This window comes from Streptomyces sp. NRRL S-340 (genome assembly GCF_000720185.1).
Classification (GTDB): Bacteria; Actinomycetota; Actinomycetes; order Streptomycetales; family Streptomycetaceae; genus Streptomyces.
Genome location: NZ_JOIY01000047.1, coordinates 41,899 through 56,169 on the forward strand (window position 1 = coordinate 41,899; position 14,271 = coordinate 56,169).

Consider the following 14,271-nt stretch of genomic DNA (forward strand, 5'->3'; position numbering starts at 1 on the left):
GTGCGCAAGCGGTTTTCCCGGGTGTTTGCGCGGGGCGCGGCGCTCATGCCGGGGCGTCGCCGCCGGCCGCTGCCAGACTGGGCGGCGGACCGGATTCCCCGGGCGAGGACGCTCACGAAGGAGTGATCGGCATGGCGTACCCGGCCGGCGGACGCCCCAGCATCTACCCGACGCTGCTGTACGCGGACGCGAAGGCGGCCCTGCGGCAGCTCACCGAGGCCTTCGGTTTCACCGAGCTGTCCGTCTACGAGGGCGAGGACGGCCTGATCCGGCACGCCGAGCTGGTCCAGGGCAACGGCGCGGTGATGCTGGGCTCCAAGGGGCACGGCGGCCGCTTCGACGAGGCGATGCGCGGCGCCGGGCCGGTGGGGGTCTACGTGGTGGTGGACGACGTGGACGGCCACCACCAGCGGGCGGTGGACCACGGCGCGGAGATCCTGATGCCCCCGACGGACCAGGACTACGGCTCCCGGGACTACATGGCCCGGGACACCGAGGGCAACATCTGGAGCTTCGGGACGTACGCGCCGCGCATGGAGGGCTGAAGGCCCTGGCCGGGGCCGTGGAAGGCTGAAGGCCGCCCCATGAGGGCCGGGCGCTCAGGGGCCGGGGGCCTGGGGCCGAAGGCCCGGGGCCGAAGACGGCGGGGGCCGAGGAGCCAGGTGGCCGGGGCGAAGACCCGGGGCCCCGGGACCCCGGGAGCCGAGGACCGGCGGGCGGGGCTCCGGCCGCCGGTGCCGCGGTGGGCCAGGGGGTCTAGCTGCCGCCCCGGTGCACCTGGAAGGCCGCTCTGCGGACGGCCTTGGCCAGCGCGGGGTCGGGGTGTGCGGCGGCGAGCGCGACCAGCACCTGCACGGTGCGGGGGTGACCGACGGCCCGCACCTCGTCGAGCAGGGCGGGGACGGTGGGCTGCAGCGCCGACTCCAGGTGCCGTACGAGCATCGGGGACTCACCGTGATCCGCGACGGCGGCGGCGGTGTCCACCCACAGCCACGTGGCCTCCTCGCGGGTGAGGACCTCGTGCGCGTCCTCCGGGTCGACACCGTCGTGCTCGGCCAGCCACAGCAGGGCGTACGGGCGCAGCGCGGGCTCGTCGAGCACGGCCCGCACCTCGGGTTCGGCGGGGGCGCCGACCACCCGCAGCGCCTCGAAGGCGAGGCCGCGCAGCAGGGCGTCCTCGCCGCGGGCCGCGCCCAGCAGCTCGGTGATCGCGCTGCCCACGGGACGCGCGGCGAGCCAGGCCCGGTACTCGGCGCGGGCCGCGTTGGGGCGCAGCTGGGCGCAGCCGCGCAGCATGTCCTCGGCCGCCTGCTCGATGTTGCCCGCCGGGCTCTGCGCGGCGACGCAGATCTGCTCCAGCTTGACCCAGACCGCCCAGCTCCCGAGCGGGGTGAGGGTGGCCTGCCCGTCGCCGTAGGTGAGCGCGCCGACGGACGCGAGGGCGCGCAGCGCCCAGTCGAGAAGCGGGGCGAGGGCGGCCGGCGAGGCCCGCGGGACGTCCTCGGCCCCCGCGGCGCCCGGGCCCGTGGCGGGGGCCGGCGGTCCGGCGGGTTCGAGCTGCGGGTCGTAGGGCACCTCGCAGCGTTCGGTGCGCAGTTCGGTGACGCGCTGCCCGAGGAGGTCGAGGAGCTGTTCGACGGGGACGGGGCCGGCGGAGAGCTGGAGGAAGGAGAGCACCTGCGGCATCGCCGAGACGACCTCGGCGACCGCGGCGGCCTCCTGGCCGTCGGGCTCCGGGCAGGCGAGCGACCAGGCGTCGAACAGGGCGACCCAGCCGCGCAGGACCGCGCTGTCGTCGCGGTCCCAGGCGCGCAGCCGCCAGCCGGGGCGGGCGCTGTCACCGTGCACCTCGATGAGTCCGGCGAGGCGGGCGGTGTCCCACTCGGCACGGATCTGAGCCGTGGTCAGGCCCAGCTCGTCCGCCGCCCGCCGGGCGCTGGCCGCGGAGAGGGTGGCCTTGCCGTCGGCGGTCGCCCCGTCCCGGCCCGGCCCGAGGGCGGCGTCGGCCCAGCGGGCGACGCGGGCCGCCCCGGCCAGGCCGGAGCGCGCCATTCTGGCCAGTTCCGCGGGTGCCGGGGTGCCCTCCGGAGGGCGCGGGGCGGGGCGCTGCGAGCGCCGCTGGTTCACGGCTCGGGGGGCGGCGGCCAGGGGTCGTGGGCGGACGAGTCGAAGCCTGGAGTCGCGCGGGATACGGGACGTCACGGGTGCAGTCTTCCGGTTGACGGTCCGAAAACCCAAACGGAATGCCACGGGGGTGCGGGAGAAGGCCGAGGCAGGCCGCCTGGGAGGGCGCCGACCGGCCGGAAACAGGCGCCCCGCGCGGCAACAAACGGAACCGGCGGGGCCCGCGCCGCGGGAGGGGCGCGGGGCGGGCCCGGCGGGGCCGGGAACGGTTCCGGCCGACGACCGCCGGTTCCGGGCGGTGCGGGCCCGGCGGGGCCGGGAACGGTTCCGGCCGACGACCGCCGGTTCCGGGCGGTGCGGGCCCGCCGGACCCGGCGCATCGGCCGGGTCCGGCGGGTGGGCCAGGCACGGCGAGTGGACAGGGCGCGGCGGGTCGGTCGGACAGGACGCCCGCCCGGGCACGGTGCGTGGCCGGGCAGGGCGCCCGACCAGGCACCGCACGTGGCCGCGCACCGAACGTGGGCCAGGCAGGGCACGTCGGCCGAACACGGCGCAGGCCAGGCACTGCGGGTCGGCCGGGCGCCGGCCGGGCGCGGCGGGTCGGTCGGACAGGACGCCCGCCCGGGCACCGCGCGCCGGCCGGGCGGCGCGCGTGTGCCGGGCAGGGCACGTCGGCCGGACACGGCACGGGCCGGGCGTGGCGGCCGGGCGGTGCGGGGGCGGTTGATCAGGACACCTCCGCCGGGCACGGTGCGTGGCCGGGCAGGACACCCGACCTAGGCACCGCGCGTGGCCGCGCACCGAGCGTGGGCCGGGCAGGTCACATCAATGGGGTCAGGAAGCGGCGCAGGGCCTCTTCGTAGCCTTGGGGGTCGGCGTTCCACATGGCGCCGTGGGGGGCGTCGCGGACCGTGTGGAGGGCCACCAGGTTGGGGTGGTGCTCGGCCAGGCGGCGGGAGAACCGCCAGGGGGCCACCTCGTCGCCGGGGCCGTGGAAGATCAGCGTCGGTGCCGTGAGCCGCGCCGGCCCGGCGGAGTCGGCGACCCGGTCGGCGTACAGGCCCGTGCGTCCCTGCGCGGCGCGCACCGCGAGCGGCAGCAGGGGCCCCGGCGTGTGCCGGGCCCGGGCGAGGGCGCGCAGCGTCGCCTCCCAGTCGAGTACGGGCGAGTCGAGGACCAGCCCGGAGATCCGGTCGCGCAGCTCCGAGTGGACGGCGGCGCGCAGCGCCATCGTGGCGCCGGTGGACCAGCCGTGCAGGACGACGCGCTCGGCGCCGTGGTCCACGGCGTAGCGGATCGCCGCGTCGAGGTCGCGCCACTCGCTCTCGCCGAGGTGGTTCAGGCCGTCCGGGGAGCGGGGTGCGCCGAGGTCCCCGCGATAGGCGACGTCCAGCACCGGGAAGTGTCTGCGGTGCAGGAACTGCATGATGTTCAGGGGGTGCTCGCGGGTGGCGCCGAGACCGTGCACGGTGATCACCCAGGTCTCGCGGACGCCGGGCACGAACCAGGCGGGCAGCGGGCCGAGTTCGCCGGGCACGTCGACGTCGGCGTGGTCCAGCCCGAGGGCGGAGCGCGGGTCGCCGACGTGCAGGTTGGGCGTGAGCCAGACCCGGTCGCGGGGGTGGAGCAGGCCGTGGGTGACGCGTTCCAGGCGGCGTACGACGGTGTCGGGCAGGTGCGGGGCGCCCTGCAGGACGGGGCCCACGACCGCGTGGGAGCCGTCCCCCGCCAGGCCGTAGGTGCCGGGACGCAGCGAGGCCAGGTCCCGGGTGAGGGTGATCTGGCCGGCGGCCGTGCCGTGCACGGTGAGCCGGGGCTCGGTGGGCAGGGGCCGGCCCGGGGGTGACTTGAGCGCGGCGTCGCTGGCGAGCCGGCCGGCGGCGACGCTCGCCGCGCCGGCCGCGAGGGCCGCGGTGACGGCCGCGGCCGTCGCTTTGACTGTGCGCACGGGTCCAGTGTCATGGCGTGCCGGTTCACCGGCCAGCGGAAGGAACGGTCGGGGTGACATGCTCCTGCGAGTTCCAGGAACAGCGCTCTTCACCCCTGCGGACCGCCGGATCCCGTGCCGGCCCCGGGGGCGGCACCCGTCAGGCCCCCGGCGTCCGCGGGTGCCGCTGACCGTAGCCGCGCAGCCGTTCGCCGGCCTCCGCGAGCTGTTGCGGGGAGAGCAGGGAGGGGGTCAGGCCGGGGACCGAGGACGCGGTCAGCCACAGGCGGCACATCCACTCCAGCTGGGCGGTGCGGTCGTACGCCTGGTCGAGGGTGGCGCCGTAGGTGAGGGTGCCGTGGTTCTGGAGCAGGCAGCCGGAGCGGCCGGCCAGGGCACGCAGCACGTGCGCGGCCAGTTCCTCGGTGCCGTAGGCCGCGTAGGGGGCGACGCGCACGGGACCGCCGAGGGCGCCGGCCATGTAGTGGATCAGCGGGAGTTCGGGGACGAGCGTGGAGACGGCCGTGGCGTGCACGGCGTGGGTGTGGACGACCGCACGCGCTCCGGTGGTGCGGTAGACCGCGAGGTGCATGGGCAGCTCGCTGGTGGGGACCAGGGTGCCGAGCACCTGCCGGCCGTCGAGGGCGACGCCGGTGACGTCCTGCGGGGTGAGCCGGTCGTACGGGACGCCCGAGGGGGTGACCAGGACGGTGTCCCCGACCCGGACCGACACGTTGCCGGAGGTGCCGACGACGAGTCCGTCGGTGACGGTACGGCGGGCGGTGGACACCAGTTCGCGCCACGCGCGGGACTCCTCGTCCCGAACCTCCCTCACCTCCCTCACCTCCCGCACCTCCCGCACCTCCCGCACCTCCTGCGCAGCCTGCCCCTCCCGCCCCTCCGGCTCCTGCCGCGCTCCGCTCGCGCGCTCCGCGTCCTGCTGCTGTTCGGCCATGCGGTGATCCTGCCAGTCTCCCGCGGCCCCCGGGCCGGACTTCCCGGGCGCCGGGCTCCCGGGCGCCCGGGAAGAGGGAAGGGGGAGGACCGGCCCCGGTGAAGGGCCGAAGACGGAGAAGGGCGGAAGACACAGGAGGCGGAAGACACAGGAGGCCGAAGACACAGAATCGGACACCACTGCGACCGCCCCAGTTCATCTTCCGTTCACCCGGGTTACCTACGTTCGACGAGCCAATGACGCTCGAACGATTGCCTGGGTAAATGGAAAGCTTCTCGCTGATCCTCGCGATTGTGGTCGTTACCGCACTCGCGTTCGATTTCACGAACGGTTTCCACGACACCGCCAACGCGATGGCCACCACCATCTCCACCGGCGCACTCAAGCCCAAGGTCGCGGTGGCCATGTCCGCCGTGCTCAACCTGGTGGGCGCGTTCCTCTCCGTCGAGGTCGCCAACACGATCTCCAAGGGTCTCGTCGACGAGACCGGCATCCGTCCCGAGGTCATCTTCGCCGCCCTGGTCGGCGCGATCCTCTGGAACCTGCTGACCTGGCTGGTCGGGCTCCCGTCCAGCTCCTCCCACGCCCTCCTGGGCGGTCTGATCGGCGCCACCATCGCCTCGGCCGGCGTCGGCGCCGTGCACGGCGACGTCCTGGTCACCAAGGTCATGCTCCCGGCGGTCGCCGCGCCGGTCGTCGCGGGCGTCGCCGCGGTCGCCGCGACCCGGCTGTCGTACACGATCGGCCGGAAGACGGAAGGCAAGGCGGCCGAGAAGGGCCACCGGATCGGGCAGATCGCCTCGGCGGGCCTGGTCTCGCTGGCGCACGGCACCAACGACGCGCAGAAGACGATGGGCATCATCACCCTCGCCCTGATCGCCGGCGGCGCCGTCGCACCGGGCTCCAACCCTCCCACCTGGGTCATCCTCTCCGCCGGTCTCGCCATCGCGCTCGGCACCTACATCGGCGGCTGGCGCATCATCCGCACCATGGGGACGGGCCTGACCGACCTCCGGCCGCAGCAGGGATTCGCCGCCCAGACCAGCGCGGCCGCGGCCATCCTGGCCTCCTCCCACCTGGGCTTCTCGCTCTCCACCACGCACGTCGTCTCGGGCTCGGTGATGGGCGCGGGTCTGGGCCGCAAGGGCGGCATGGTCCGCTGGTCCACGGCGGGCCGGATGGCCGTCGCCTGGGTGCTCACGCTGCCGGCCGCCGCGGTGGTCGGCGCGGGCGCGGAGGCCGTCACCGGTCTCGGTGACTGGGGCACCGCGCTGGTCGCCGTGTTCCTGGTGGCCGCGAGCGCCGCGATCTGGAAGATCTCCCGCCGCCAGGTCGTCGACCACACGAACGTCAACGGGGCGGACGCCGAGGAGCCGGCCGGTGTGGTCACGCAGGCCATCGCCGCTGTGGCGCCGCCACCGGCGGCCCCGGTGGCCGACGGCCTCACGGCCACCATCCCGGCCCCGGCGTCCGCGCTCGGCACGGCCTCTGCCGCGAGCCCGGCGGCGGCGACCCCGCCCGCCGCGGCGGTCTGACACCGCCGCCCCTCCCCCCGGCAATCGAGAAAGCAGCATCGAGATGAAGATCGACTGGGCAGCCATCGGCTCCGTCTTCGGCGTCAGCCTCGTGGTCACCGTCGGCCTCGTGGCCCTGTTCACCCTGGGCATCGCGGGCCTGTCCCGCCGGGAGGCCGCGTCGACCCGCGGTGAGTCGGCCCTCGCCGCGACCGCCGGTGCCTATGCGTGCTTCGCGCTGTGCGCGGCAGCCGTCGCCTACGGAATCTCCCTGATCCTGGGCTGACCGCAGGGACGCACCCCTGCCCCGGCGAGGGGCACGTCCCGCGACTTCGGCATCGACCCCCGTGAGCCCTTCCGTGGCGCTCACGGGGGTTCTTGCCGCGCCGGCTCGCCTCCGGCGCCCCTGCGGCAGCCTCCCGTCGGGGATATGAGCCTCGGCACACCGGCGCGGTGCAGGTCAACGGCAAGTTGACGGGTGTTCCGGGGCCGTGGTGGACTTCCGGGGCCATGTACGGCGGCAGCAGAGGAAGCCGGTGCGAATCCGGCGCGGTCCCGCCACTGTCACCGGGGAGGACGTTCCCCGGGAGCCAGGAACTCTCTCCGCCGGTCTCGTCGAACCAGGGCGCGGACACCCTGAGTGAGGACCTATCGCCATGCGCGGCTGCCGACCGAGGCCCAGCACCGACCGCCCGACCGACCCCGCGGCCGGCTGAACCCATGGGTGCCGACCGCGTCTTCGCGTACGGCGCCGCCGCCGGCCTCCTCGGTGACCTGCTCCTCGGCGATCCGCGCCGCGGACATCCGGTCGCCGTGTTCGGGCGGGCCGCGGGCGCCGTGGAGCGTGTGCTGTGGCGGGACCACCGCGGGTGGGGCGCGCTGCACACCGTCGTGTGCGCCGGTGGCGCCGCCGCGCTGGGTGCCGCCGCCGCCCGCGCCGTCCGCCACTCCCCCGCCGGCTCGGTCCTGTTGACCGGGGCCGCCACCTGGGCCGTGGTCGGCGGCACCTCGCTCGCCCGCGAGGCGGGCGCCATCGGGCGGGCGCTGGAGGCGGGCGACGTCGAGACGGCCCGGGCGCGCCTGCCGCACCTGTGCGGACGCGATCCGCAGGCCCTGGACGCCGACGGGATCGCCCGCGCCGTCGTCGAGTCGGTCGCCGAGAACACCTCCGACGCGGTGGTGGGCGCGCTCGCCTGGGGTGCCCTGGCGGGCGTGCCGGGCCTGGCCGGCTTCCGGGCCGTCAACACCCTGGACGCCATGGTCGGGCACAAGTCGCCCCGCTACCGGCGCTACGGCTGGGCGTCCGCCCGGCTCGACGACCTGGCGGGCTGGCCGGGGGCCCGGCTGACGGCCCTGCTGGCCACCGTGGCGGGCGGTGATCCGCGCGGGGCCGTACGGGCCTGGCGCGCCGACGCCGGGCGCCACCCGAGTCCCAACGCCGGGCCGGTGGAGGCCTCGTTCGCGGGGGCGCTCGGGGTGCGGCTGGGCGGCACGCTGTCGTACGGGGGGCGGGTGGAGCACCGGCCGGTGCTCAATGACCGGGGGCGCGCCGTCCAGGTGAGGGACATCGACCGGGCCGTACGGCTCTCACGGCGCGTGAGCTGGCTCGCGCTCGGCACGTGCGCCGCCGCGAAGCTGCTGTGCGACCGTCTGACGAAAGGACGTGCGTCATGAGCGGCGCTCGACGCGGCGGCGGTCTGCTCGTCGCCGGGACCACCTCCGACGCCGGGAAGAGCGTCGTCACCGCCGGGATCTGCCGGTGGCTGGTGCGGCGCGGCGTCAAGGTCGCGCCGTTCAAGGCGCAGAACATGTCCCTCAACTCGTTCGTCACCCGTGAGGGCGCCGAGATCGGGCGGGCGCAGGCCATGCAGGCGCAGGCCTGCCGGATCGAGCCGACCGCGCTGATGAACCCGGTGCTGCTCAAGCCGGGCGGCGAGCAGAGCAGCCAGATCGTGCTGCTGGGCAGGCCGGTGGGCGAGATGAGCGCCCGCGGCTACCACGGCGGACGCCAGCGGCAGTTGCTCGGTACGGTGCTGGACTGCCTGGCCGAACTGCGGGGCACGTACGACGCGGTGATCTGCGAGGGGGCGGGCAGCCCGGCCGAGATCAACCTGCGCCGCACCGACATCGTCAACATGGGGATCGCGCGGGGCGCGGGGCTGCCGGTGGTCGTCGTCGGCGACATCGACCGCGGTGGTGTCTTCGCCTCCTTCTTCGGCACCGTGGCCCTGCTGTCCCCCGAGGACCAGGAGCTGGTCGCCGGGTTCCTCGTCAACAAGTTCCGGGGCGCCGTCTCCCTGCTGGAACCCGGCATCGACATGCTGCACGGGCTCACGGGCCGGCGCACCTACGGCGTGCTGCCGTTCCAACACGGGCTCGGCATCGACGAGGAGGACGGCCTGAGAGTGTCCCTGCGGGGCGCCGTGCGGGAGTCCGCCGTCGCGCCGCCGGTCGGTGAGGACGTGCTCCGGGTCGCCGTGTGCGCGGTGCCCCTGATGTCCAACTTCACCGACGTGGACGCGCTGGCCGCCGAACCCGGCGTCGTCGTGCGGTTCGTGGACCGGCCCGAGGAACTGGCCGACGCCGACCTGGTGGTGGTGCCGGGCACCCGGGGCACGGTGCGGGCGCTGGACTGGCTGCGCGAGCGCGGCCTCGCCGGCGCGCTGGCGCGCAGGGCGGCCGAGGGGCGGCCGGTGCTCGGGATCTGCGGCGGCTTCCAGCTGCTCGGCGAGCACATCGAGGACGAGGTGGAGAGCCGCCGCGGGGACGTGGACGGGCTGGGGCTGCTGCCGGTACGGGTCCGCTTCGCCGCCGGCAAGACCCTCGCCCGGCCCGTGGGCGAGGCCCTGGGCGAGCGGGTCGAGGGGTACGAGATCCACCACGGGGTCGCCGAGGTCACCGGCGGTGAGGCGTTCCTGGACGGCTGCCGGGCCGGGTCCGTCTGGGGCACGCACTGGCACGGTTCGCTGGAGTCGGACGGATTCCGGCGGGCCTTCCTGCGCGAGGTGGCCTCGGCCGCGGGCCGCCGTTTCGTGCCCGCGCCCGGCACGTCGTTCGCCGCGCTGCGCGAGGAGCAGCTCGACCGGCTCGGCGACCTGATCGAAGAACACGCGGACACGGACGCGTTGTGGCGGCTCATCGAGTCGGGCGCGCCGCAGGGCCTGCCGTTCGTCCCGCCGGGGGCGCCCGCGTGAACACCGCCGCACATCTGGAGTTCGAGGGCGACTTGGAGGGCGAGGAGAAGTGAGTACCCCGTTTCCGTTCACAGCCGTCGTGGGTCAGGACGACCTGCGGCTGGCGCTGCTGCTGAACGCCGTCTCCCCGGCGGTCGGCGGGGTGCTGGTACGCGGTGAGAAGGGCACCGCGAAGTCCACGGCGGTGCGGGCGCTGTCGGCGCTGCTGCCCGCGGTGGACGTCGTCGCCGGATGCCGTTTCTCGTGCGACCCGGACTCCCCCGACCCCGCCTGCCCGGACGGGCCGCACGAGCCGGGGGCGTTCGAGACGCGGCCGGCGCGGATGGTCGAACTGCCCGTCGGGGCATCCGAGGACCGGCTGGTCGGTGCGCTGGACATCGAGCGCGCGCTGGCGGAGGGCGTGAAGGCGTTCGAGCCGGGCCTGCTCGCCGACGCCCACCGGGGCATCCTCTACGTCGACGAGGTCAACCTGCTCCACGACCACCTCGTCGACCTGCTGCTGGACGCCGCCGCCATGGGTGCCTCCTACGTCGAGCGCGAGGGCGTCTCCGTACGGCACGCCGCGCGGTTCCTGCTGGTGGGAACCATGAACCCCGAGGAGGGGGAGCTGCGCCCGCAGCTGCTCGACCGGTTCGGGCTGACCGTCGAGGTGGCCGCCTCGCGGGAGCCGGACCAGCGGGTGGAGGTGGTGCGCAGGCGGCTGGCGTACGACGACGATCCCACCGCCTTCGCCGCGCGCTGGGCCGACGAGGAGGCCGCCGTACGGGCCCGCATCGCGGCCGCGCGGGAACTGCTGTCGCGGGTGCGGCTCGGGGACGGGGCGCTGCGGCAGATCGCGGCGACCTGCGCCGCCTTCGAGGTGGACGGCATGCGGGCCGACATCGTGATGGCGCGGACGGCGACCGCGCTGGCCGCGTGGGCCGGGCGCACCGACGTGCTCGCCGAGGACGTACGGCAGGCGGCGCTGCTGGCACTGCCGCACCGGCGGCGGCGCAATCCGTTCGACGCGCCGGGCCTGGACGAGGACAGACTCGACGAGACGCTGGAGCAGTTCGGCGGCGAGCCCGAGGACGACGACGATCCCGGCCCGGACGGGCCGGACGGTGGCGGCGGTGGCGGTGGGGGCGGCGGACAGCCCGGCCCCGACCACGGCGGCGGCACCCCGCGGGGCGGGGACGACGGGAGCGCGCGAGGCGACGACGCGAGCGCGCAGGCCGAGGACGACGGCGCCGTGCCGCCCGGGGAGGGGGAGAGCGCGGGCCGGCCGCGGCCGGCCGGGGCCGCAGCGGGCCAGCAGTCCGCCGTCCGGGCCGCGGAGCCGTTCCGTACCAAGGTGCTCAGCGTGCCCGGCATCGGCGAAGGGGCCGCGGGGCGGCGCTCGCGGGCGCGTACCGAGCACGGCCGTACCACCGGCGCGCGGCGCCCGCGGGGCACCCTGACCAAGCTGCACCTGGCGGCCACCGTACACGCCGCCGCCCCGCACCAGCGGGCACGCAAACGCTCCGGTCCCGGGCTGGTGGTGCGGCGGGACGATCTGCGGCAGGCGACCCGGGAGGGGCGCGAGGGGAACCTCGTGCTGTTCGTGGTGGACGCGTCCGGGTCGATGGCGGCGCGGCAGCGGATGAGCGCCGTGAAGGGTGCCGTGCTGTCCCTGCTGCTGGACGCCTACCAGCGGCGGGACAAGGTGGGTCTGGTGACGTTCCGGGGGACGTCCGCGGAGGTGGCGCTGCCCCCGACGTCGTCCGTGGAGGCGGCGGCGGTGAGGCTGGAGTCGCTGCCCACGGGCGGTCGTACGCCGCTGGCGGCCGGGCTGCTGCGGGCGCACGAGGTGCTGCGCGTGGAGCGGCTGCGGGACCCGGCGCGGCGGGCGCTGGTGGTCGTGGTGACCGACGGGCGGGCCACCGGCGGCCCGGAACCGGTCGCCCTCGCGGAGCGCGCGGCGCGGCTGTTCGCCGCCGAGGGGACGGCCTCGGTGGTCGTGGACTGCGAGACGGGACCGGTGCGGCTGGGGCTCGCCGGACGGCTCGCCGGTGAACTGGGCGCCACGGCGGTGACACTGGACGGGCTGCGCGCGGACAGCATCGCCGGGCTCGTCCGGGATGTGCAGGGAACTTCGAGGAGGGCCGCGTAATGCCGCAGGGACAGCCGAGTGTGGTGCCGGACGACGGGCTGACGACGCGTCAGCGGCGCAACCGTGCGCTGGTCGTCGTGCACACGGGCGCCGGCAAGGGCAAGTCGACCGCCGCGTTCGGACTGGCGCTGCGCGCCTGGAACCAGGGCTGGCCGATCGGAGTGTTCCAGTTCGTCAAGTCGGCGAAGTGGCGGGTCGGCGAGGAGCGGGCACTGCGGGTGCTCGGCGACTCGGGCGAGGGCGGCAGCGTCGTCTGGAACAAGATGGGCGAGGGCTGGTCGTGGGTCCAGCGGGACGCCCAGACGGACAACGAGGCCAAGGCACGGGAGGGCTGGGAGCAGGTCAAGCGGGACCTGGCCGCCGAGACGTACCGGCTGTACGTGCTCGACGAGTTCGCGTACCCGCTGCACTGGGGCTGGATCGACACGGACGAGGTGGTGGAGGTGCTGCGCGGCCGGCCGGGCACCCAGCACGTCGTGATCACCGGGCGCAACGCTCCCGAGAAGCTGGTCGGCTTCGCCGACCTCGTCACCGACATGTCCAAGGTCAAGCACCCGATGGACGCGGGCCAGAAGGGCCAGAGGGGCATCGAGTGGTGACGCCGTGCTGACCCCGGCCCCGGGCCCCGCGACCCGGGCGGTCTCCGCCCCGGGGTGCGTGCCCCGGATCGTCGTCGCCGCGCCTGCCTCGGGGAGCGGCAAGACCACGGTCGCCACGGGGCTGATGGCCGCGCTGGCGCGCCGGGGGCTCGCCGTGTCCCCGCACAAGGTCGGGCCGGACTACATCGATCCCGGGTACCACGCGCTCGCCACCGGGCGGGCGGGGCGCAACCTGGACGCGTACATGTGCGGTCCCGAACTGGTCGGGCCGCTGTTCCTGCACGGGGCGCGCGGGTGCGACATCGCCGTCGTCGAAGGGGTCATGGGCCTGTACGACGGGGCGGCGGGGCAGGGCGAGCTGGCGTCCACCGCGCAGGTGGCGAAGCTGCTGCGGGCGCCGGTGGTGCTCGTGGTCGACGCCTCCTCCCAGTCGCGGTCGGTGGCGGCGCTGGTGCACGGGTTCGTCTCGTGGGACCCGGAAGTACGGGTCGGGGGCGTGATCCTGAACAAGGTCGCCTCGGACCGGCACGAGGCGCTCCTGCGGGAGGCGCTGGAGTCGGTGGGCGTGCCGGTGCTGGGGGTGCTGCGCCGGGCGCCGCAGGTCGACACCCCCTCGCGCCACCTCGGGCTGGTGCCGGTCGCCGAGCGGCGCGGTGCCGCGGTCGAGGCGGTCGCGGCGATGGGGGCGCAGGCGGAGGCGGGGTGCGACCTGGAGGGACTGGTCGCGCTGGCGCGCACTGCGGGAACGCTGTCGTGTGCGGCCTGGGACGCGGCCGGGGCGGTGGCGGCCGCGCCCGCGCTGTCCGTCCCCGCCCCGGCCCCGGGAGCCGCCGGCTCCGGTCACGGCTCGCCCGTGCGCGTCGCCGTCGCCGGCGGGTCCGCCTTCACGTTCTCCTACGCGGAGCACGCCGAGCTGCTGACGGCCGCCGGTGCCGAGGTCGTCCCGTTCGATCCGCTGCGCGACGAGGAACTGCCCGAGGGGACGCGCGGGCTGGTCGTCGGGGGCGGCTTCCCGGAGGTCTACGCCGCCGAGCTGTCCGCGAACGAACCCCTGCGCAAGGCCGTCGGCGACCTCGCGCGCACCGGTGCCCCGGTCGCGGCCGAGTGCGCCGGGCTGCTGTATCTGTGCCGGGAGCTGGACGGGAAGCCGATGTGCGGGGTGCTGGAGGCGTCCGCGCGGATGAGCGGGCGGCTGACGCTGGGCTACCGGGACGCCGTGGCCGTCACCGACAGCGTGCTGGCGGGCGCCGGCGAACGGATGCGGGGGCACGAGTTCCACCGGACGGTCGTGGAACCGGGCGCCGGGGCCGCCCCCGCCTGGGGGCTGCGCGGACCCGAGCGGCGCCTCGAAGGGTTCGTGCAGGGCAACGTGCACGCGAGCTACGTGCACACGCACTGGGCCGCCGCACCCGGCGCCGCCCGCCGGTTCGTGGAGAGGTGCCGGACGTCGTGAACGGCAGGCCGGCAGCCGCGTCCGCTCCGGCGACCGCCGCCTTGGCCGTGTGCGGGCCCGAAGCCATGGCCGTGGACGTGTCCGTGAGCGGGCCCGTGTCCGTGTGCGTGCCCGCGGACGTGTCCGCGTGGGTGTCTGTGCCCGTGGGTGGTCCCCTGTGCGTGGCCGAGCGCGTGCCCGTGTGCGGGTCCGTGCGGGGGCCCGTGTCCGTGGCCGGGAGCGCCCCGGCGTCCGTGTTCGGGGGGCGGGCGGGTGCCGCGGGCGGGGCGCCGCGCTCATCCGGCGGGTGGGGGGCGCTGCCGGGCCGGGCGGGGGGGCGGGCGGGGGGGCCCGCGGGCCGGGCCCGGGGGCGGCTGCGCTCAGGCCGCCAGGCC

11 protein-coding genes and 1 riboswitch are annotated in these 14,271 nt (G+C 76.0%); of the genes, 8 read left to right on the forward strand and 3 right to left on the reverse strand.

Annotated features, from left to right (window positions below; translation table 11 throughout):
- Positions 1–131 precede the first annotated feature (131 nt).
- Positions 132–545 carry a VOC family protein gene (locus IG64_RS30615; RefSeq protein WP_037862111.1) on the forward strand — a complete coding sequence of 138 codons (414 nt, stop codon included), beginning with the start codon at positions 132–134 and terminating at the stop codon, positions 543–545.
- 211 nt (positions 546–756) lie between these two features.
- On the opposite strand, the gene IG64_RS30620 is transcribed toward IG64_RS30615, so the two are convergent.
- The 3 genes from IG64_RS30620 to IG64_RS30630 form a co-directional block, all read right to left on the reverse strand.
- Entirely contained in the window at positions 757–2,202 is a 1,446-nt protein-coding gene (locus tag IG64_RS30620) for a hypothetical protein (RefSeq protein ID WP_199811683.1), read from the reverse strand.
- Between the two features lie 742 nt (positions 2,203–2,944).
- Entirely contained in the window at positions 2,945–4,072 is a 1,128-nt protein-coding gene (locus IG64_RS30625) for an alpha/beta hydrolase (RefSeq protein ID WP_037862113.1), read from the reverse strand.
- Between the two features lie 139 nt (positions 4,073–4,211).
- Positions 4,212–5,006: a class II aldolase/adducin family protein gene (locus IG64_RS30630; protein ID WP_078884317.1), complete on the reverse strand. Its 795-nt coding sequence runs from the start codon at positions 5,004–5,006 to the stop codon at positions 4,212–4,214.
- 263 nt (positions 5,007–5,269) lie between these two features.
- On the opposite strand from IG64_RS30630, the gene IG64_RS30635 reads away from it, so the two are divergent.
- From IG64_RS30635 to IG64_RS30665, 7 genes are all read left to right on the forward strand, one after another.
- Positions 5,270–6,541 (forward strand): inorganic phosphate transporter, encoded by a 1,272-nt coding sequence (locus IG64_RS30635; RefSeq protein WP_037862115.1) that lies wholly within the window; start codon positions 5,270–5,272, stop codon positions 6,539–6,541.
- A gap of 43 nt (positions 6,542–6,584) precedes the next feature.
- On the forward strand, positions 6,585–6,806 hold the full coding sequence (locus IG64_RS30640) for a hypothetical protein (protein WP_037862117.1): 222 nt from the start codon (positions 6,585–6,587) through the stop codon (positions 6,804–6,806).
- Between the two features lie 182 nt (positions 6,807–6,988).
- A riboswitch (cobalamin riboswitch) is annotated at positions 6,989–7,141 on the forward strand.
- A gap of 99 nt (positions 7,142–7,240) precedes the next feature.
- The gene (locus tag IG64_RS30645; protein ID WP_037862119.1) at positions 7,241–8,194 is read left to right on the forward strand and encodes a cobalamin biosynthesis protein; all 954 of its coding nucleotides are present in this window, start codon (positions 7,241–7,243) and stop codon (positions 8,192–8,194) included.
- A complete protein-coding gene (locus tag IG64_RS30650; protein ID WP_037862120.1) occupies positions 8,191–9,714 on the forward strand; it encodes a cobyric acid synthase in 1,524 nt (507 codons plus the stop codon). Before IG64_RS30645 ends, IG64_RS30650 begins: the two co-directional genes overlap by 4 nt.
- A gap of 49 nt (positions 9,715–9,763) precedes the next feature.
- Positions 9,764–11,845 carry a putative cobaltochelatase gene (locus IG64_RS30655; protein WP_037862121.1) on the forward strand — a complete coding sequence of 694 codons (2,082 nt, stop codon included), beginning with the start codon at positions 9,764–9,766 and terminating at the stop codon, positions 11,843–11,845.
- Positions 11,845–12,444, forward strand: a complete 600-nt coding sequence (gene cobO / locus IG64_RS30660; protein ID WP_037862122.1) for a cob(I)yrinic acid a,c-diamide adenosyltransferase — start codon at positions 11,845–11,847, stop codon at positions 12,442–12,444. The genes IG64_RS30655 and cobO overlap by 1 nt, the downstream gene beginning before the upstream one ends.
- Before the next feature lie 4 nt (positions 12,445–12,448).
- Entirely contained in the window at positions 12,449–13,897 is a 1,449-nt protein-coding gene (locus IG64_RS30665) for a cobyrinate a,c-diamide synthase (RefSeq protein ID WP_199811684.1), read from the forward strand.
- Positions 13,898–14,271: the final 374 nt, after the last annotated feature.

What these genes read in the sequence shown, in the direction of transcription:
- IG64_RS30615 (WP_037862111.1), top strand. Translation starts at nt 132, where the DNA reads ATGGCGTACCCGGCCGGCGGACGCCCCAGCATCTACCCGACGCTGCTG.
- IG64_RS30630 (WP_078884317.1), bottom strand. Translation starts at nt 5,006, where the DNA reads ATGGCCGAACAGCAGCAGGACGCGGAGCGCGCGAGCGGAGCGCGGCAG.
- IG64_RS30635 (WP_037862115.1), top strand. Translation starts at nt 5,270, where the DNA reads ATGGAAAGCTTCTCGCTGATCCTCGCGATTGTGGTCGTTACCGCACTC.
- IG64_RS30640 (WP_037862117.1), top strand. Translation starts at nt 6,585, where the DNA reads ATGAAGATCGACTGGGCAGCCATCGGCTCCGTCTTCGGCGTCAGCCTC.
- IG64_RS30645 (WP_037862119.1), top strand. Translation starts at nt 7,241, where the DNA reads ATGGGTGCCGACCGCGTCTTCGCGTACGGCGCCGCCGCCGGCCTCCTC.
- IG64_RS30650 (WP_037862120.1), top strand. Translation starts at nt 8,191, where the DNA reads ATGAGCGGCGCTCGACGCGGCGGCGGTCTGCTCGTCGCCGGGACCACC.
- cobO (WP_037862122.1), top strand. Translation starts at nt 11,845, where the DNA reads ATGCCGCAGGGACAGCCGAGTGTGGTGCCGGACGACGGGCTGACGACG.